At 70.1% G+C, this 19,349-nt stretch carries 16 protein-coding genes and 1 pseudogene; 12 read left to right on the top strand and 5 right to left on the bottom strand.

Going from position 1 to position 19,349, the window contains the following annotated elements:
• The first annotated feature begins 404 nt into the window (after positions 1 to 404).
• A complete protein-coding gene (locus tag ACZ7FF_RS17240) occupies positions 405 to 875 on the top strand; it encodes a DUF5709 domain-containing protein (protein WP_470813025.1) in 471 nt (156 codons plus the stop codon).
• Positions 876 to 935: 60 nt separating this feature from the next.
• The gene (locus ACZ7FF_RS17235; RefSeq protein ID WP_470813024.1) at positions 936 to 1,199 is read left to right on the top strand and encodes a type B 50S ribosomal protein L31; all 264 of its coding nucleotides are present in this window, start codon (positions 936 to 938) and stop codon (positions 1,197 to 1,199) included.
• A 14-nt stretch (positions 1,200 to 1,213) separates the two neighbouring features.
• Here ACZ7FF_RS17235 and ACZ7FF_RS17230 read toward each other — a convergent pair whose 3' ends face one another.
• Positions 1,214 to 2,008, bottom strand: coding sequence for a metal-dependent hydrolase (locus tag ACZ7FF_RS17230; RefSeq protein ID WP_470813023.1), 795 nt, complete (start codon positions 2,006 to 2,008; stop codon positions 1,214 to 1,216).
• A 145-nt stretch (positions 2,009 to 2,153) separates the two neighbouring features.
• Here ACZ7FF_RS17230 and ACZ7FF_RS17225 point away from each other — a divergent pair, with 145 nt between their 5' ends.
• Positions 2,154 to 4,667: a DEAD/DEAH box helicase gene (locus tag ACZ7FF_RS17225; protein ID WP_470813022.1), complete on the top strand. Its 2,514-nt coding sequence runs from the start codon at positions 2,154 to 2,156 to the stop codon at positions 4,665 to 4,667.
• A gap of 19 nt (positions 4,668 to 4,686) precedes the next feature.
• Complete coding sequence (locus ACZ7FF_RS17220) at positions 4,687 to 5,556, top strand: acyl-CoA thioesterase (protein WP_470813021.1); 870 nt, start codon at positions 4,687 to 4,689, stop codon at positions 5,554 to 5,556.
• 60 nt (positions 5,557 to 5,616) lie between these two features.
• On the opposite strand, the pseudogene ACZ7FF_RS17215 reads toward ACZ7FF_RS17220, so the two are convergent.
• A pseudogene (locus ACZ7FF_RS17215) lies at positions 5,617 to 5,745 on the bottom strand (transcriptional regulator); the annotation flags it as partial.
• A gap of 609 nt (positions 5,746 to 6,354) precedes the next feature.
• On the opposite strand from ACZ7FF_RS17215, the gene ACZ7FF_RS17210 reads away from it, so the two are divergent.
• The 7 genes from ACZ7FF_RS17210 to ACZ7FF_RS17180 all read left to right on the top strand — a co-directional run bounded on the left by ACZ7FF_RS17210 (position 6,355) and on the right by ACZ7FF_RS17180 (position 16,081).
• Positions 6,355 to 6,813, top strand: coding sequence for a hypothetical protein (locus ACZ7FF_RS17210; RefSeq protein ID WP_470813020.1), 459 nt, complete (start codon positions 6,355 to 6,357; stop codon positions 6,811 to 6,813).
• A gap of 30 nt (positions 6,814 to 6,843) precedes the next feature.
• Positions 6,844 to 8,118 (top strand): hypothetical protein, encoded by a 1,275-nt coding sequence (locus tag ACZ7FF_RS17205; RefSeq protein WP_470813019.1) that lies wholly within the window; start codon positions 6,844 to 6,846, stop codon positions 8,116 to 8,118.
• 25 nt (positions 8,119 to 8,143) lie between these two features.
• Positions 8,144 to 9,568, top strand: coding sequence for a Dyp-type peroxidase (locus tag ACZ7FF_RS17200; protein ID WP_470813018.1), 1,425 nt, complete (start codon positions 8,144 to 8,146; stop codon positions 9,566 to 9,568).
• Positions 9,565 to 10,728 (top strand): catalase family protein, encoded by a 1,164-nt coding sequence (locus ACZ7FF_RS17195; protein WP_470813017.1) that lies wholly within the window; start codon positions 9,565 to 9,567, stop codon positions 10,726 to 10,728. The genes ACZ7FF_RS17200 and ACZ7FF_RS17195 overlap by 4 nt, the downstream gene beginning before the upstream one ends.
• A gap of 108 nt (positions 10,729 to 10,836) precedes the next feature.
• On the top strand, positions 10,837 to 11,226 hold the full coding sequence (locus ACZ7FF_RS17190) for a hypothetical protein (RefSeq protein WP_470813016.1): 390 nt from the start codon (positions 10,837 to 10,839) through the stop codon (positions 11,224 to 11,226).
• 47 nt (positions 11,227 to 11,273) lie between these two features.
• Complete coding sequence (locus tag ACZ7FF_RS17185) at positions 11,274 to 13,088, top strand: peroxidase family protein (RefSeq protein ID WP_470813015.1); 1,815 nt, start codon at positions 11,274 to 11,276, stop codon at positions 13,086 to 13,088.
• 83 nt (positions 13,089 to 13,171) lie between these two features.
• On the top strand, positions 13,172 to 16,081 hold the full coding sequence (locus ACZ7FF_RS17180; RefSeq protein ID WP_470813014.1) for a hypothetical protein: 2,910 nt from the start codon (positions 13,172 to 13,174) through the stop codon (positions 16,079 to 16,081).
• A gap of 361 nt (positions 16,082 to 16,442) precedes the next feature.
• Here the strand turns inward: ACZ7FF_RS17180 and ACZ7FF_RS17175 are convergent, their stop codons facing one another.
• Together ACZ7FF_RS17175 and ACZ7FF_RS17170 are read right to left on the bottom strand one after the other, a co-directional pair.
• Positions 16,443 to 17,504 carry a DUF6397 family protein gene (locus tag ACZ7FF_RS17175; RefSeq protein ID WP_470813013.1) on the bottom strand — a complete coding sequence of 354 codons (1,062 nt, stop codon included), beginning with the start codon at positions 17,502 to 17,504 and terminating at the stop codon, positions 16,443 to 16,445.
• 126 nt (positions 17,505 to 17,630) lie between these two features.
• Positions 17,631 to 18,044: a roadblock/LC7 domain-containing protein gene (locus tag ACZ7FF_RS17170; RefSeq protein WP_470813012.1), complete on the bottom strand. Its 414-nt coding sequence runs from the start codon at positions 18,042 to 18,044 to the stop codon at positions 17,631 to 17,633.
• Positions 18,045 to 18,139: 95 nt separating this feature from the next.
• Here ACZ7FF_RS17170 and ACZ7FF_RS17165 point away from each other — a divergent pair, with 95 nt between their 5' ends.
• Positions 18,140 to 18,568, top strand: coding sequence for a PPOX class F420-dependent oxidoreductase (locus tag ACZ7FF_RS17165; protein WP_470813011.1), 429 nt, complete (start codon positions 18,140 to 18,142; stop codon positions 18,566 to 18,568).
• 9 nt (positions 18,569 to 18,577) lie between these two features.
• Here the strand turns inward: ACZ7FF_RS17165 and ACZ7FF_RS17160 are convergent, their stop codons facing one another.
• Positions 18,578 to 19,180 (bottom strand): GTP-binding protein, encoded by a 603-nt coding sequence (locus tag ACZ7FF_RS17160; RefSeq protein WP_470813010.1) that lies wholly within the window; start codon positions 19,178 to 19,180, stop codon positions 18,578 to 18,580.
• Between the last annotated feature and the right edge of the window lie 169 nt (positions 19,181 to 19,349).

Here is a 19,349-nt window from a genome sequence, read left to right as displayed (position 1 = left end):
GGGTGGGCGAGCACGGCCCCCTTGTAGGGGCCTTGGCCGGAGAGGGTGGCCCCGGTGCGGGGGCCGGGGCCAGAGGGCGCGGTCCCGGTGCGGAGGCCGAGGCCGGGACCGGGGTGCGCGGTGCCGGGGCCGGGGCCTTGGCGATCGAAGGTCCACGGCGGCCGGCCCTTGGCGTGCCGGTGTCCGGACGGCTCCGCCGGGCACCGTTGCAAGGGTGTGAGCCCCTGCCGGGGCACGTGCCGTTGCGCGGTGGCGAGCAGGGGTGGAAGTCTGGAAAACGGCACAGGCTCGGGGTTCGCCCGTGAACCACTCGGTTCGCGCCGGGCGACATCTGTGCCGCGCGTGCCGATGGCCCGCCGCCCCATCAGGCGGTATTCGGCCGGCCTCACCACCTGGAGGTAGTCGTGGACAGCGCCGACAGCTGGGGGGACGACGTCTACCAGCCCGATTCCTCTGAGATCCGGGAGGACTCGGGAGTGCTCGACACCGAGGACACTCTGGACTTCGACGGCGTCGACGACCCCCTCGACCGTGGCTGGTCCCCTCCGGAGCGCCCGTGGGCGGTGGAGCACGACGGTGTGACGGCGGCCGAGCGGCAGGCGGGCGAGACCCTCGACCAGCGGCTCGCGGAGGAGACGCCCGACCCGGAGATGGCCGACGGAGACGGCATCGGTGACTGCGACAGCACCGACGGGGAACTCCTCGACAACGAGGTGGGCCACTTCCGCTCCGGCCGGCTGGTGGCCCCCGACGAGGGGGCGCACGAGGACGAGGAGGCCGCTCTCGTCGCCACCGACGTCGGCATCGACGGTGCCGCCGCCTCCGCCGAGGAGGCCGCGATGCACATCGTCGACGAGGACTCCCTGTCCGGCTGACCCGGGCGCCCCTGCCGACCGGCCTCCGCCTTGCCCGACCGCCCCGTACGAGGAGCCGCCATGCAGCAGGACAAGCACCCCGACTACCACCCCGTGGTCTTCCGCGACCGCGCCGCCGGCTACGCGTTCCTCACCCGGTCCACCGCGCAGAGCGAGCAGACCATCGACTGGGACGACGGCCAGGCCTACCCGGTGATCGACGTGGAGATCTCCTCGGAGAGCCACCCCTTCTACACGGGCAAGGCCCGCACGGTCGACACCGAAGGCCGCATCGCGCGCTTCGAACGCCGGTACGGCGGGCCGGACGCGGGCGACGCCGGCTGAACCCGGGGTACGCCTCAGATCACGTTGAGGGCCGCCGCGCAGCCCACTCCCCCGAGCAGCATGAAGACGGGCATCAGCACCTTCAGCTCGACCCAGCTGCCCGCGCGGAACCGCATCATCTTCGGCGGCCCGATCGGGTACCAGCGCTTGCGGCCCAGCGGGATCGGCCACAGGATCGGGCAGCCCGACACGGTCAGCGCGTCCCCGATGTCGTGCACCAGCGCGCCCAGCACGATCGGCAGCCCCAGCCAGAGGTACTGCTGCCCGGGCTCGGTGAACAGCCAGTGCGAGCCGTTGCCCGGCTTGTCGAGCACTCCCGCGAGGATCCAGGCGCTGGCCGCCGCCAGCAGCCAGACGAGCACGTCGCTGCTGGAGCCGCGGGCCGCCCGCCAGAGCAGGCCCTCGATCGCCAGCACCATGTGCACGAACAGGATCGCCAGCACCGCCCAGCGACCGCCCGTGATCGCCACCGCCGAGGAGCCGGCGCCGATCAGGACCGCCCACAGCCAGGTGTGCGTCAGCGTGCGATGGCCGCCGGAGCGGCGCGAGTCGCCCTGCTTCCTGGTGGCCTTGTAGACGGCGTACGACAGCTTGTCCACGATCTCGCAGACCCAGTGGGAGATCGGCCCGAAGGCGTGCGAGATGGTGGCCGCCTTGTGGTCGAGGTCGGGCGCGAGCGCGGCTCCGGCGCAGATCAGGGCGCCGCAGAGAAGCACAGGCCAGGGCATCGGGTGACCGGCCGCGGCGGCGGCCGCCCCGACGCCGAGCCAGGCCGCGGCCCCCGACAGTGAGTGTGCTGGTCCCATCATGGCCGCTTCCCGCCCCATTCCTCGTGTGCCGCTGTCCAGTTGACTCGGTGCATTGACGCGCCGTCGGCGACACAGCGTAGCGGTCATGATCTTCGAATCCGCAGCCGATTCCCCTCTCGGGGACAAGGCCAGGCAAGATGGGGGCGTGACCCTCATCGATCAGCTGCCGCCGACCGCCGACCCCGACGCCCTGTACGAAGCCTTCGAGTCGTGGGCGCAGGAGCGCGGTCTGACCCTCTATCCCCACCAGGAGGAGGCACTGATCGAGGCCGTGTCCGGGGCGAACGTGATCGTCTCGACACCCACCGGCTCCGGCAAGAGCATGATCGCCGCGGGCGCGCACTTCGCCGCGCTGGCCCGCGACGAGGTCACCTTCTACACGGCCCCGATCAAGGCCCTGGTGTCGGAGAAGTTCTTCGAGCTGTGCAAGCTGTTCGGCACCGAGAACGTCGGCATGCTCACCGGCGACGCCTCCGTGAACGCCGACGCGCCGGTGATCTGCTGCACCGCCGAGGTGCTGGCGTCGATCGCCCTGCGCGACGGCAAGAACGCGGACGTCGGCCAGGTCGTCATGGACGAGTTCCACTTCTACGCGGAGGGCGACCGCGGCTGGGCCTGGCAGATCCCGCTGCTGGAACTCCCCCAGGCGCAGTTCATCCTGATGTCGGCCACTCTGGGCGATGTGTCCTTCTTCGAGAAGGACCTCACCCGCCGCACCGGCCGGCCGACCTCGGTGGTCCGCTCGGCGACCCGCCCGGTGCCCCTCTCCTACGAGTACCAGCTGACCCCGCTCACCGAGACGCTCACCGAGCTGCTGGAGAGCAAGCAGGCCCCGGTGTACATCGTCCACTTCACCCAGGCGCAGGCCGTGGAGCGGGCGCAGGCGCTGATGAGCATCAACATGTGCTCGCGCGAGGAGAAGGACCAGATCGCCGAGCTGATCGGCAACTTCCGCTTCACCACCAAGTTCGGCCGCAACCTCTCCCGCTACGTGCGGCACGGCATCGGCGTGCACCACGCGGGCATGCTGCCCAAGTACCGGCGTCTGGTGGAGAAGCTCGCCCAGGCCGGTCTGCTCAAGGTCATCTGCGGTACGGACACACTCGGCGTGGGCGTCAACGTGCCCATCCGCACGGTGCTGTTCACGGCACTGACCAAGTACGACGGCAGCCGTGTGCGCACCCTGCGGGCCCGGGAGTTCCACCAGATCGCGGGACGGGCCGGCCGGGCCGGCTTCGACACGGCGGGGCTCGTCGTCGCTCAGGCGCCCGAGCACGTCATCGAGAACGAGAAGGCGCTGGCGAAGGCGGGCGACGACCCGAAGAAGCGGCGCAAGGTGGTGCGCAAGAAGGCGCCGGAGGGCTTTGTCGCCTGGACGGAGAACACCTTCCAGAAGCTGATCGAGTCGGAACCCGAGCCGCTGACGTCCCGGTTCCGCGTGACGCACACGATGCTGCTCTCCGTGATCGCCCGCCCGGGCAACGCCTTCGAGGCGATGCGCCACCTCCTGGAGGACAATCACGAGCCGCGCAAGCAGCAGCTGAGGCACATCCGCCGGGCGATCGCGATCTACCGTTCGCTGCTCGACGGCGGCATCGTGGAGAAGCTCGACAAGCCCGACGCCGAGGGTCGCATCGTGCGCCTCACGGTCGACCTCCAGCAGGACTTCGCGCTCAACCAGCCGCTGTCCACGTTCGCCCTCGCCGCGTTCGAACTCCTCGACCCCGAATCGCCTTCCTACGCCCTCGACATGGTCTCCGTCGTCGAGTCCACACTGGACGACCCGCGGCAGATCCTCGTCGCCCAGCAGAACAAGGCGCGCGGCGAGGCGGTGGCCGCGATGAAGGCGGACGGTGTCGAGTACGAGGAGCGCATGGAGCGCCTCCAGGACGTCACCTACCCGAAGCCGCTGGAGGAGCTGCTCTTCCACGCGTACAACACGTACCGCAAGAGCCACCCCTGGGTCGGCGACCACCCGCTGTCGCCGAAGTCGGTCGTGCGGGACATGTACGAACGGGCGATGTCCTTCACCGAGCTGGTCTCCTTCTACGAGCTGGCCCGCACCGAGGGCATCGTGCTGCGCTACCTCGCCAGCGCCTACAAGACCCTCGACCACACCATCCCGGACGACCTCAAGTCCGAGGACCTGCAGGACCTGATCGAGTGGCTCGGCGAGATGGTGCGCCAGGTGGACTCCAGCCTGCTGGACGAGTGGGAACAGCTCGCGAACCCCGAGGAGATGACCGCCGAGGAGGCCCAGGAGAAGGCCGACGAGGTCAAGCCGGTCACGACCAACGCCCGCGCCTTCAGGGTGCTGGTCCGCAACGCGCTGTTCCGCCGCGTGGAGCTGGCCGCGCTGGACCAGGTCGAGGAACTGGGCGAGCTGGACGCCGAGGCGGGCTGGGACGCCGAGGCGTGGGGCGAGGCGATGGACAAGTACTGGGACGAGTACGAGGATCTCGGCACCGGTCCCGACGCCCGCGGCCCCAGGCTGCTGGTGATCAAGGAGGAGCCGCAGAACGGTCTTTGGCGGGTCCGGCAGATCTTCGACGACCCGAACGGCGACCACGACTGGGGCATCAGCGCGGAGATCGACCTCGCCGCCTCGGACGCCGAGGGCCGCGCGATCGTCCGCGTCACCGATGTCGGCCAGCTGTGAGCCAAGGAGACCGCCACCGATGACGAACCCGGCCGAGAGACTGGTCGACCTGCTCGACCTGGAGCAGATCGAGGTCAACATCTTCCGTGGCAGAAGCCCGGACGAGTCCCTGCAGCGGGTCTTCGGCGGCCAGGTGGCCGGCCAGGCCATGGTCGCGGCCGGCCGCACCACGGACGGCGACCGCCCGGTGCACTCGCTGCACGCGTACTTCCTGCGCCCGGGCCGCCCGGGCGTGCCGATCGTGTACCAGGTGGAGCGGGTCCGCGACGGGCGCTCGTTCACGACGCGCCGGGTGACCGCGGTGCAGCAGGGCCGCACGATCTTCAATCTGACCGCCTCCTTTCACAAGCCTGAGGAAGGACCGTTCGAGCACCAGCTGCCGCCGTCCCGCGAGCTGCCGCACCCCGATTCGCTGCCGACGGTGACCGAGGAGATCCGCAAGCATCTGGGCGCACTGCCGGAGCAGTTGGAGCGGATGGCGCGCCGTCAGCCGTTCGACATCCGCTATGTCGACCGGCTGCGCTGGAACGCCGAGGAGATACGGGGCGCCGAACCGCGCAGCGCCGTGTGGATGCGCGCGGTGGGACCGCTGGGCGACGACCCGCTGGTCCACACGTGCGCGCTGACCTACGCCAGTGACATGACCCTCCTGGACGCGGTGCGCATCCCCGTCGAATCCCTGTGGGGCACGCGGAACTTCGACATGGCCTCGCTGGACCACGCCATGTGGTTCCACCGGCCGTTCCGCGCCGACGAGTGGTTCCTCTACGACCAGGAGTCGCCGATCGCGGTGGGAGGCCGCGGCCTCGCAAGGGGCCGCATCTACAACCTCGAAGGGCAACTGATCGTGTCCGTGGTGCAGGAGGGGCTGTTCCGCAAGCTGGGCTGACCTGAGGTTTCACATGGCTGCACCAGCAGCACCCGCACGACGTCCCTCAGTGGATCACGTGGCCTGTGCCGCCGCCGCGAACTGGCGAGATACGTGAGCGCCTTGGTCGACGTCACCTCCACGCAGCAGGGCCGAAGCGAGGCCGCCAAGGACTACGACGCCCCCGTCCGGTGGTTCGTCCCCGAGGCGGCAACCGCGGACCGATCGTGGCCGACGGCCACCGGAAGAACTGCTCCCGTGGCGCGATGCAGGTCATTCCGCATGCTGACGCGGGCCGGTTGGGGCCGCAGCGGGCATGGCGGAAGATTCGCCAGCACTCGACTGCGGCGACGCCGCTTCGACCGGGCAGCGGAACCGGGCGTGTACGGAGCGGCCGGCCCAGGGAGCTCCTGTCCCGGTGCTGCTCCCTTGAATCACTGAGCAATCACCGGTTTCTCAAAACTCCAAAAAGCGCTGACGCCGCCACCCGCAGGCACCGAGCGAGTGGACGAACGAGTCCAAAGTCTTCGAGTTCCCGAAACAACGGCCTCGTTGGTTCGTTTGCACCTCTACATGAAGATCGATGTCGCCCGGCTTCCTATTGGCCGAGGGCCTTTCCCCGCGTATGGCTGATGGCATAGTTCGCGATTCAGTCATCTTTAGCGGGCCTGCCCCTCACACCCATCGTGCGCGTGCGACGTGCGGCTGTCGAATCGCCGCTCTGTCGGGATGCCGAGGACGGACGAGCCGAAATAGGATGGCCGTAGCGACAGTGCACGGAAACACGTGCCCACGGCAGTGGGCCCATGGAGGTGCACGATGAGCCACGCCACCGACATCGGCGCCGACCGGCTGCTGGGCATGTCGCGGCCCGAGCTCGACCGGTTGTTCCGTGCCTCCCCGCCCGGGGAGATTCCCCGGGGAAAGGGCCTGGGGACGGTACTCCTGGGACTCAACCCGAAGACGAACGCCGTGGCAGCCGTGCTGGCGCGCCGCCTCGCGTGGCAGGGCAAGGTCTTCGAGCCCGGTGGCCGTGAACTGCGCAATCTCGTCACGCCGTTCGGGATCCGGGCGGTGCGGGCGCGAGTCTACCGGGACTCGAGCTGGTCGGACGAAGGCGCGTGCATCGTCCTCGACTACACGCACACCTCATTCGTGGCCCACTGGATCCGCGACGAGATCCGCAGCGTCGGGCAGGGGGTCTACCTCGGCAACGTCTACTGGGGGCGGCGCAAAGTCCTGGATTTCATCCTGACATTCCGAGATGAGCCGACCTGAAGGCCCAGGCAGTGGCGGAGGTGCTCGAAGATGCCGTACCAGACGGCGGTCACCGTCCAGGCCGCCCTGCCGCCGGATCGAGTCGCCGAGGTGCGGGAACTGCTGCACGAGGCCGGCCGGAAGGGCACGGCCGGGGAGTTGTTCCCCTTTGCCGAAGTACCGGGCATTCACTTCGCACGTGTCGTCCTCGTTCCCGAGGGACCCGGCGGCCCCACAGCGGGCATGCCGCCCAGCATCGTGTACATGGGTGAGGTGGACGGGACCGTGGAAGCGCACCTCACCGATCTCGTCCGCGAGGCGAGCGACGGCCTGGACCGGGTGTTCGGGCACTGCGCCGGATATCCGGCAGGCGGCTCCTCGGATGCGGCGCGGATCGGCTGGCTGCGTTCCCACCTGGCGCCGTGCGCCGCCTCTTACGTCAACACCGTCGGGAGGGGACGGCAGCAGATCGAGCAGGAGGCCGTGCTGCGCGAGGTGATCGAGGAATTCCTCGACCGGAACGGACCGGCGCTGGCCGGCAGGACCCCGGTGGAGATCAGGGCCGCCATCCAGGAATACGTCGGCGGTCGCGATGACCTGGCCTGGGCTCGCACTGGGCCCGCGCCGCCCCCGCTCGGATGGCGGATCCGCAGGGCCACCCACCTGGTCGTGGTTCCGCTGGCCGGCCTGGTGCTGCTGCCGCTTCTCGTGATCGCCCTGCCGGTCTGGGCCGTCCTGCTCAGGCTGCACGAACGCCGCGATGTGCCCGAACATGCCCGTCCGAGCCACGACCACATAGGCGAACTCGCGGGCTACGAGGATTTCGTGGCGCAGAACCCGTTCACCGCCGTCGGCTCCATCAAGACCGGTCCGTTCCGTCGGATCACCCTCACTGCCGTCCTGTTCGTCGTGGACTACGGCGTCCGCCACGTCTTCAACCGGGGCAACCTCGCCGGGGTCAAGACGATCCACTTCGCGCGTTGGCTGTTCGTCGACGGGAAACGGCGGGTGATCTTCGCGAGCAACTATGACGGCAGCCTCGAAAGCTACATGGACGACTTCATCGACAAGGTGGCCTGGGGACTCAACGCCGTCTTCAGCAACGGCCTCGGCTATCCGCGGGCGCGCTGGCTCGTGCTGGACGGTGCCAGGGACGAGCAGGCCTTCAAGAACTACCTGCGGTGCCACCAGGTGCCGACGCAGGTCTGGTACTCCGCGTACGACACGTCGACCGCACACGACCTCGAGATCGCCGCCCGCATCCGGGCAGGCCTCTTCGGGCACCTCGGTCCCGCCGAGACGGAGGCCTGGCTCGCCCTGTTCTGAAGAGCTGCGAAGGAAGGGTGACACCATGACGATGCCGCTGGAACTCGACGACATCCAGGGCCTGGTCACCCGTGGCTACCGCACCCTGACGTCGGCCTGCTTCCTGGTGCTCGCCGCCGGGCAGGCCGCCACCGCCCGTGCCGCGCTGGGGCGCCTGGCGCCCCGCGTGACGAACGGCCTCGCCGAACCCTCGGAGACCGCGGTCAACGTGGCCCTCACCTCGGACGGCCTGCGCCGCCTGGGACTGGAAACACTCGAACTGGACGGATTTCCTTACGAGTTCGTCGTAGGCATGACCGACCCCGATCGCAGTCGCTTCCTCGGGGACGTCGAGGAGAACGCCCCCCGTTCCTGGCAGTGGGGTGGCCCGGCCTGTCCGCCCGTGCACGTCCTGGTGATGCTCTACGCGCGCGACGGGCGGCGGCTGGAGCTGCTGGAGACCGAGACGCGGCGAGATGTCCTGGCCCCCGGCGCGTTCACCGAGACCGTACGGCTCGGCACCGTCGAGCTGATCGGCCGTGAGCCCTTCGGCTTCCGCGACGGCATTTCCCAGCCCCTCGTCGAGGGGCTGCCCAAGGCCACGGCGGGCCGCGACATGGACACGGACGGTGAGCAAGTGGTCAGGGCCGGGGAGTTCGTCCTCGGCTATCCCAACGAGTACGGGCTGCTGACCGAGCGCCCGCTGCTACCGCTCGCCGACGACCCCCTCGGCGTCCTGCCCCGCGCGCCCGAGGGCGGTGCGGACTTCGGACGCAACGGCAGCTACCTGGTGTTCCGGCAGCTCCGCCAGAACGTCGAGGCCTTCCGGGACTACCTCGACGCGGAGACACGGCGCCCCGACGGCAGCAGCGACCCCGCCGCACAGGAGGCGCTCGCCGCGCGCATGCTGGGACGCTGGCCCGGCGGCGCTCCTCTGGTCCGGTCGCCCGAGCACGAGGACCCCGCCCTGGCGACGGACAACGGCTTCGGCTACCACGCCACGGATCCGGAGGGTCTACGCTGTCCGCTCGGGGCCCACATCCGCCGGGCCAACCCTCGTGACTCCCTCGATCCCCGCCCCGGCTCCGCCGATTCGGTCGCCGTCGGACGCCGCCACCGGCTGCTGCGCCGCGGCCGGCCCTACGGTCCTGAAGGCACGGGGGACGACCTGGACGCACGCGGGCTGCACTTTCTCGGGCTGAACGCCAACATCTCCCGTCAGTTCGAGTTCATCCAGCACACCTGGCTCGACAACCCGAACTTCAACGGGCTCCACGACGGCCCCGACCCGATCGTCGCGGGGCGCCGGGAGCGCCGTTCGACGTTCACCGAGCAGGGCAGGCCCTTGCGTACCCGCCGCGTCGGTCTTCCCCAGTTCGTCACCGTTCAGGGCGGCGCCTACTTCTTCCTCCCGGGCCTGAAGGCGCTGCACTACCTCTGCACGGCCGTACCGGAAGGTGAGCGGCAGTGAGTGCCGGGCAGCGACTCAGCGACGCGGTCCTGGGAGGCGTCCTGCTGGAGCGGCGCATCGACCCCTACGTGCGACCGCTGTTCGACCGAACCCTACTGCGTCCCATCCGGGCCGCCGTGCAGTGGTGCATCAACGTACGCCGCCGCGACGAGCACCTGGGGCTCGCCGAAGAGCGTGCGGTGCCGGGCGAGGCGGCACTCGCCGAGGCCATCGCACGGCAGATGGCCCGCTTCGTCCGGCGCCAGTACCGGTCAGGGGAGGCCCAACGAGCCGGCAACACCAAGACCTACGGGGTCGTCCACGCGGACTTCACCATCCGGGACGGCCTGCCCGCACGGCTGCGGCACGGCGTGTTCCGAACCCCCACCACCTACCGCGCCTGGGTCCGCTTCGCGGGTCCCGGCCCCCTCGCGCCGCCCGACATCAAGGACAACGGGATCCTCAGCATCGGCGTCAAACTCCTCGGCGTCGGCGGCGAGAAGCTGCTCGACGACGAGCGGTGGACCCAGGACTTCACCGGCATCAGCGCGCCGACCTTCACCACGCCCGATGTCGTCGAGAACCTCAGGCTCCAACAGCACGTTTTCGCCGGTACTCCGGTCCTTTACTTCCTCGACCCCCGTCATCCGCACCTCTGCGACATGATCATGCAGGGGCTGTACGCGAAGACCCAGTCCAGCCCGCTGGAGGCCCGCTACTGGAGCTGCGCACCGTACCTCCTCGGGGCGGGCCAGGCCATGCAGTACTCCTTCGTGCCCCGCGACGGGACCCGCAGCCGGGTGCCCTGGCACCCGCCCGACGACTACCTGCAGCAGGCCCTCGCCGCCACACTGCGGGAACGCGACGTCTGCTTCGACTTTCTCGTCCAGGTGCAGTCCGACGCCCATCGAATGCCGGTCGAGAACGCTTCCGTGGTGTGGCCCGAACGCCTCTCGCCCTTCGTACCGGTGGCAACCCTGCGCCTGCTCCGGCAGGAATGCGATCCGGCGGACCAGTTCACCCGTGCCGACCGGCTGTCCTTCAATCCTTGGCACGCCGTGCCCGAACACCGCCCGCTGGGCAACCAGAACCGTGCCCGCCGCACGATCTATCTGCAGCTCGCGCGGCTCAGACAGGCCATGAACGGCACGCCGCACCAGGAGCCCGGAGAGGAGGGATGACGGACGGCGGCCGCCCCGCGGCCCCGACGCGCACACCAGGACCGCTTCTCATATCGTAAGAAAAGGGCATGAACATCCCCTGGATGCCTGCCCGGAAGGGACGCTGAGATGGACGTGCGGACGGCCGCACGCTGTTCCCTGGCCGTGATCCGACTGGTGAACGGCGCAGCGGCGCTACTGACCCCGCGAGTGATGGCCCGGCGTCTGGGCGCTGACCCCGGCCGGCCCGCCCTGGTCTACGTGCTTCGCATGTTCGGCGTGCGCACCGTGGTCATCGGCGCCCAACTCCTGTGCCCCGCGGACACGGACGACCTTGACCGGGCGCTGCGGACCGGCACGCTCATCCACGCGAGCGACGCCCTGGCAGCCGCCTGCGCCGGCCGCGAGGGCCTGCTCCCGCGCCGCATGGCCGCTGCGACCACGGCAATCTCGACGGTCAACGTCGCCCTGACACTCGTCGCCAGGGGGTGGCGGGGCCGGCCGCCAGCCGTCCGCTGACGGTAGCCGCCGCGCCTCCCGGAACGGGACGCCGGAAGGAACCCCTCATGAGCACAGCACCACAAGGCCGGGCCCCTTGGTTCGTGCAGCTGCACGACCGACTGGCGGTCGCCGTCGACCAGAAGGTCGGCTGGCAGCGCCTGCCCAAACCCCTGGGTCTGCTGACCCTCATCGGCCTGCGGGACAACCTGCGCCGCAAGAACCTCTTCGACACCGGCTCCTACCCGTCGTTCAACCTGCCGCCCGTCGACCCTCCGGACGTGCAAGGCCTCACGGGACGCACGGCCGACGGCACCTACAACGACCTGGCCGATCCCCGTATGGGCATGGCCCGTTCGCGCTTCGGCCGCAACGTGCCGCCGGACCGGGCCTTTCCCGAGACCGAGCCACGTCTTCTCTCCCCGAGCCCTCGCGAGGTGAGCCGGGCCCTGCTCACCCGGCACGTTTTCGTACCGGCAGAGTCCGTCAACACCCTGGTCGCCGCCTGGCTCCAGTTCATGATCAAGGACTGGGTCAGTCACGGGCAGGGCATCATGGACCGCCCCTGGCGCATCGATCTAGCCGATGACGACCCCTGGCCCGCACCACCGATGCTGGTGCCGCGGACCGTCCCGGACCCTACCCGGGTGGATGGGCACGACGGCCGGCCGCCGACCTTCCTCAACGAGAACTCGCCCTGGTGGGACGCGTCCCAACTGTACGGAAACACCCTGGACGAGCAGCGGTCGCTGCGCACCGGCGAAGGCGGCAGGCTCCGCGTCCCCAACGGTTCGCCGTTCCCCGACGCCCCGGACAAGGACCCGTCGGCCATTCCCGGCTTCTGGCTGGGACTGGCCATGATGCACCTGGTCTTCCTACTGGAACACAACGCGATCTGCGACGCGTTGCACGACGCCTGCCCGACGTGGCCCGACGAGGAGCTCTTCCAGCGGGCACGGCTGATCACCGCGGCGCTCATCGCCAAGATCCACACCGTGGAATGGACGCCCGCCGTCATCAGCCACCCGACGACCGTCGCCGCCATGCACGCCAACTGGTACGGCTTGCTGGGCGAGCGCCTGCACAAGATGTTCGGCCGTCTCAGCAGGAGCGAGGTACTCAGCGGCATCGTGGGCGGGCGCACGGACCACTTCGGCGTCCCGTACTCCCTCACGGAGGAGTTCGTCGCGGTCTACCGTATGCACCCCCTCATCCCCGACGACTGGAGCTTCAGGTCTGCCGCCGACGACTCGCTCCTGCAGGAGGCCACCTTCGGAGAACTGACGGGGCGGCAGGCGTACGACGTCCTCGGCAAGCACTCCCTGACCGACCTGCTCTATTCCTTCGGCACATCGCACCCGGGCCTGGTGACCCTGCACAACTACCCCAGGTTCCTGCAGGAGTTCCAACGGCCCGACGGCAAGCTCATGGACCTGGGGGCCGTCGACATCCTGCGCTCGCGGGAGGTGGGCGTGCCCCGGTACAACGAGTTCCGGCGCCAGCTCCATCTCCTGCCTGCCAAGGACTTCGACACCCTCACGGACAACCCCGTATGGGCCGAGGAACTGCGCAGGGTCTACGACGGGGACATCGAGCGTGTCGACCTCTCGGTGGGCATGTTCGCCGAACCCCGCCCGAAGGGCTTCGCGTTCAGCGACACGGCCTTCCGCATCTTCGTCCTGATGGCCTCTCGCCGACTCAACAGCGACCGGTTCCTCACCACGGCCTACACGCCGCAGGTGTACACACGGACCGGCCTGGACTGGATCGAGAACAACAGCATGACCAGCGTTTTGCTCCGGCACTTCCCGGGGCTGCGAGCGTCGCTGCGGTCGGTGGACAACGCCTTCGCCCCCTGGTCCGCGGTGGGGGTCCGGCAGTGAGAGCAGTGAGACAGGAGGCGGCCGACGGGACGCGCAGCCTGCCGGCCTCGCCGGGAGACACCCGCCCCGCCACGCTGTCGCGCGTGCACAGCTGCATCCTGGCCTTCGTGGCCCTCGCCGTCTTCGCGACGGGGCTCTCGATCCGCCTCCAAGCCCCCGCCGTCGACGACACGGGGCTGCAACTGGCCGGCAGCGCGCGTGCGGCGCGCACCCTCGTCGGCGTCCGGACGGCCGACTTCCGTACGGCACTGACGGCCGACTTCGTCCTCATCGGGGCGTACACCGTCAGCACGGTGCTCGTGTTGTGGCTGAGCGGCCGCACCATAGCGGTGCGCATGAGACACCGCTGCCTGGTCGTGTACGGGATCGGCGCAGTCGTCGCAGCGTGTGTGTGCGCCGTGACCGAGAAGCTGCTGCTCCTGCATGGGCTGAGCGGCGCGGATTGGCCGTTCGCGTGGGCGGCGGGCTTCGCGACGGTCAAGTGGCTGTTGCTCGTCCTCACCGTGCCGGTGGCCGCGGTCGTGGTCGCGATCATCCTCAAGCGCGCCGTGTTCTACGGCTGTGCCCGGCGCAGGTACACCAGGGAGCGCACAGGTCACAGCACCTGCGCATGCGGAAGCGAGCACAGAGGCGACAGGGCCGGCTCCGGCCCCGTGGGGCCCGATGTCATCGCGCCCTGGCCCGTGATGGAGTGGGGCCGGCGTCGCTGGCCGGGGACGGGGCGCGGTGGCCTTCCTCCTTCCAGGGAGGCGCGTTCGGAGTCTTCCAGGGAGGCGCGCTGGGAGAACGGCAGCCGGGTGCCGCCCGGCCGGGAACAGGGCGGCCTCGGCTTCTGCGTCTCGGGCGGCGGCATCCGCTCGGCCTGCGTCGCCCTGGGCGCGCTGCAGGCGCTCCGGCCCCAGCTGCGCAGGGCGCGCTACCTGGTGTCGGTATCCGGAGGCGGCTACGCCGCGGGTGCCCTGCAACTGGCGCTCGCCGAGGAGAGCCGGTGTGGTGGGCAGGGCCGGTACAGGGCTGGGACCAAAGACGTGTTCATGCCCGGCACGCCGGAAGAGGACCACACCCGCCGGCACTCGAAGTACGTCGCGGAGGGCACCGGCCAATGGCTGGCCGCCATCGGGGCCGTCCTGCGGGGCCTGCTGGCCTCCCTGGGGCTGCTCACCGCCGCCCTGCTGGTCCTGGGGCTCGCCCTGAGCTGGGGCTACCACCTCGTACCGCTGGCAGACCCGACCCGGCTCCCGGGCTTCCGGGGGCCCCCGCTGTGGGCCCTGCTGGCCCTGTTCTGCTGCGCGGCCGTGTTCTGGTTCCTCTGGCTGGTGTCCTTGTTCTTCGCCAGGCAATTCCTCTCGGGCGTGCTGAAGAAGGCCTTCCTCACGTTCGTCATGGCGGGCCTGCTGCTGGCCGTCGTGGTGGTCGTCCTCCCCGCCCTGGAGTGGGTGACGGCGCGTCTGTGGACGTTTCATGCCCCGGCGACCGCGGTGACCGGTGGATCCGTGGGGCTGCTCACCTATCTCACCGTGCTGGTCAGCACCACATGGCGGCGCATCGAGACCGCCGAGCGCGCTGTCGCGCCCGTCAAGCGTTCACGACTGGTGCGCGCCGTGCCCGTCATCACCAAGTATCTGCTGGTGTGGGTGGTTCTCCTCGTGGTGGCGGTGGCTTCCCTGCTCGTTCTGGGCGCGGCGATCCACGTCGGACGGACCTGGCCGGTGGCCGCCCAGATCGGCCTCCCCGTCGTCCTCGGCGTGGTCGCGCTGAGCCTCGACCAGACATGGACGAGTCTCCACCCCTTCTACCGCGCCCGACTGGCCACCGCTTTCGCCGTCCGCCGCAGGACCGACCCGGACGGCGAACAGCTGGCGGTCCCCTACGACTTCGACGAGCCGACGCCGCTTGCCTGCTACGGCAGGCGGCGCCCCGGCTTCCCCCAGGTCGTCTTCGCCGCGGCGGCCAACCTGTCCGGCGACGACCGCACACCGCCGGGACGGCACGCGGTGTCGTTCACACTGTCATACGACTACGTCGGCGGTCCCGACGTCGGGTACGCCCGGACGGACGTCCTGTGGGACCGCGCCGGACCGGTCATCCGCAAGGACCTGACCGTGGAGGCAGCCGTTGCCGTCTCCGGTGCGGCCTTCGCCTCGGCCATGGGACGTCAGGCGCGCGCGTTCCAGACACTGTTCGCTCTCTCCAACGCCCGGCTCGGCACCTGGCTGCCCAACCCCGGTGCGCTGGGAGCTCTCTGGGACGAGCGCGCCGACTGGGGGCTGCCTCCGTTGCCCGGCATCCGCCGCCTGCCGTACCTGCTGCGGGAAGTGTCCGGCCGCTACCCGATGGACGACCGGATGCTACTGGTCACGGACGGCGGGCACTACGAGAACCTCGGCTTGGTCGAACTACTCCGGCACGGCGTCACCACCGCCGTGTGCGTGGACGCCAGCGGGGGCTCCGGGGCCTTCGCTGCCGCCCTGGGCGAAGCCATCGCCCTGGCTCGGGAGGAGCTCGGCGTCGAGATCACGATCGAGCGCGAGGACTGGCAGAAACTCGTTCCCGGCAGCGCCCCTCCCCTCACACCCCAGCCGCCTCAGGCGGGCCTGCCGCCCCCGCCCAACCCACTGGCCGCCCTCGATCTCCGGCTCTCGGTCGACACAGTGGTCGAGGGCCAGATCGTCTACCCGTGCGCGCTGGTGGACGGGCACGGCCAACCACTGGGGACGCGGGGCCGGCTGATCGTCGCCCGGGCCACTCTGACCCCCGACATGTCCTACGCACTCCTCGCCTACGCTCAGTCCAACCAACAATTTCCGCACGACGGCACCAGCGACCAGTGGTTCGACAGCCGGCGATTCGACGCCTACCAGGCACTCGGTTACCGGATGGGCCTGCGGGTGGCGGAACTGCTCCCGATGGACTGCAGCGCGCCCAACTGGAGGCCGTGGCACCGAGGAGCAGGACCCGTGCGTGACGGCAGGGCGGGCGGAACAGTGACCTGAAAAACGACCCGTTCCGTGAGATGAGGCCTACGGCCAGAGGTGGAAGTTTCGCTGCCTCCTTGAGGAGGTGGCCGACACGCGGTGGGCTGCCTTCCTCGCCGGCGCGCCGGCATAGAACCCGACACGCCCCCCCGAGAGCACACCGAAACGCTGCTGGCTGGAGCGTGTTGTGGAAGTGCTGCTCCACAGGGTCCCGTTGAGGACTGTGACCGGAGTCCCCGATCATCACCGGCGGGCGCGGCCTGGCCTGCAGGCGCATCTACGACCGCAGGGTCGGCTGCTCGTCTCCGTGGTCCAGGAGGGCCTGTTCCGGTCCCTGTAGCCGGCCGCAGGTGACGGGCCCGGGCCCTGCCGGGAGTGCTCACACCCGCACGGGCCGGGGGCTTCTCCGTCGCAGCCAGGCGCGCAGTCCGCGCGCCGGTTGTGACGGGCCCTGGCCGGGCCTGTGGTGGTCCCGAGGGGCGGACGGCGGGGCCGACCGCGCCATCGTTCCGTGGTACCGCTCGAGGACCTGTTCTCCAAGTACCCTGCCGGGCCCGGCGGGTGGGGCCGGCGGTTCCGCGAGCCGGGTGACCGTGCGTGCCATCGGCGGGATGGGCCGGGGCGCCGTGCGCCTCACCGGTGCGGTGCGGCGGGCGGCCGGGCGCGGGGCGGACGAGTGGGTGCGGGCCTCCTCGACCGTGCGTGCCAGCTCGCTGCGCAGCCAGTCGATCTCGTCCGGGTCCTGAGCGGTCGTGATCTGCTCGGCGAGCTGGGCCGAGGGTGAACCGGGAGCGCCCTGGCCGACAGGCGCCGGCCGGAACCGGTTGACGTAGGCTCGCTCGTACGGGTCCTTTACCAGATCGGCGACTTCGACGGGCGTGAGGAAGGCGGCCAGGGCTCCGGCCCGCGCCCAGGGATCCTCGGCCTGCCGCAGCAGGAATCCGAGCCGGCGGCCGCGCCAGTTGCGGGCGCGCAGATCCACTCCTGCCGTCAGCTGGCTCCGCAGGGTCTCGGGCGTGCGCCCCTTGAGCAGACGCGCGTTCTGCGGACCGGACGTGAATTCCTGCAGCTCCTCGGCGAGATAGAGCCAGACCACCGTCCGGTAGCGGTTGAGGTAGAAGGTCACGGGCACGAGCAGGCCCAGGCGCGCGAGGCGGGTGAACCGGCCGGCCGGAATCTCCATGAGCGCGGCGCCCTCCGCGGTGCCCACGGCCCGCACGCGCTCGCGCACGGTTTCCGGGAAGCCGTCCTGCGCACGGAGCCGGTCGATCTCCGCACGCTCCACCCGGCGGCCCCCTCCCCCGCCCTCGTCGGGCACGGTCCGCACGCGGCCGAGCTGGACGGCGAGGTCGAACTCCCCTCGCTGGAGACCCAGTTCGCGGGCGGCGTGGCTCGCCGTGCAGGTGCCGGAGCGGGCCGGTCCGAAGGTGTTTGCCGACATGGTCGTACTCCCCCGTGGAGTGGTTGGCTCACGCCCTGTGCGATCGCCGTGCACACACCGTAGCCCGTGCGGCACATCGCGTGGCGGGCCTGTGGATAACTCCAAGGAGGCTCGGGAACCCGCTGGTCAGAGGTCCACGATGGGAGTCCGCTCGGGCTGTCGGGCGTCGACGCCGAGGTGCTCGCCGACTCGGTTGACGAGCAGGGTCATCTCGTAGGCGATCTGCCCGATGTCGGCCTCCGCCCCGCTGAGCACGCACAGACAACTGCCGGTGCCGGCCGCGGTCACGAACAGCACGGCGTCGTCGTACTCGATCATCGTCTGGCGCACCCTGCCCGCGCCGAAGTGGCGTCCGGAGCCCTTGGCCAGGCTGTGCAGCCCGGACGCCACCGCGGCCAGGTGCTCGGCGTCCTCCCTGCGAAGGCCCGTGCTCGCTCCGGTGACCAGGCCGTCGTTGGACAGGACCAGCGCGTGCCGCACATGGTCCACTCGCTCGGTCAGATCGTCCAGGAGCCAGCCGAGTCCCTGGTTCTGCCCCATTTCCGTCTCTCCCCGTGTGACGTCTCCCCCTGGCTGGAGGAACTTCCCCGCCAGCCTTCCCCACGTGCGCCGTCCGGGCAAGCAGGATGGGCGGCATGGCACAGAAGATGACCGACGAGGAGTGGCGGGCCTTCGTCTCGGAAGGCACCCGCACCGGCAAGCTGTCCACCGTTCGCGCCGATGGGAGCCCCCATGTGGCTCCGATCTGGTTTGTGATGGACGGGGACGAACTGGTCTTCAACACCGGCCAGGACACCGTGAAAGGGCGCAATCTCGCCCGTGACGGGCGGATCGCGCTTTGTGTGGACGACGACCGGCCGCCGTTCCACTTCGTGGTGCTGACGGGCCGCGCCCGGTTGTCGGAGGACCTGGACCAGGTGCGCCGTTGGGCCACCCGGATCGCCGCCCGGTACATGGGCGAGGACCGCGCCGAGGAGTACGGCGCCCGTAACGGCGTTCCGGGTGAGCTGCTGGTCCGCGTCACCATCGACAAGGTCGTGGCCGTGCGGGATCTGGCGGCCTGAGCGTCGGGCTCAGCCGACCGAGTCCAAGAGCCGGGCGGTGTGCATCCGCCCGGCGTACTCGACGAGCCGGATCAGCACCTCCTTGCCGGAGTTGCGGTCACGCGCGTCGCACAGCACCACGGGCGTACCGCGGTCGAGGTCGAGGGCCCGGGAGACGTCCTGGGCGCCGTGGGCGCGGGCCCCCGTGAAGCAGTTGACCGCCACCACGAACGGAATACGCCGGTGCTCGAAGTAGTCGACGGCGGGAAAGCAGTCCTCCAGGCGCCGCGTGTCGGCAAGGACGACGGCACCCAGGGCTCCCTGTGAGAGCTCGTCCCACAGGAACCAGAAGCGGTCCTGGCCCGGTGTGCCGAAGAGGTAGAGGGACAGGCCCGAGCGGATCGTGATGCGTCCGAAGTCCATGGCGACGGTCGTGGTGACCTTCTGATCCACGCCGTCGGTGTCGTCCACCAGCCGGCCCGCCTCGCTGAGCAGTTCCTCGGTGCGCAGCGGCCGGATCTCGCTGACGGCCCCGACCAGGGTCGTCTTGCCGACACCGAATCCGCCGGCGACCAGTATCTTCAGCGCCAGGGCGGAGTTGTCACCGGCGGTGTCGGTGTGCTCGGAGACCATGATCACTTCTCTCGGGAGGACTGGCTCTGGTCGACGTCTGGGTGCTCCGGTGGTGAAGCCAGCATCATGACAACCGGGGCACCGGTGCGGGCGGTTGGACCGAAACGAACCTGATGTGACCGGCTCGGGCCCGGTCGGTGGCACAACGAGTGCGGTTCGGTACGCTCGG

Source organism: Streptomyces sp. NPDC037126, from assembly GCF_055605965.1.
This window is presented reverse-complemented; position numbering and strand designations above follow the sequence as displayed.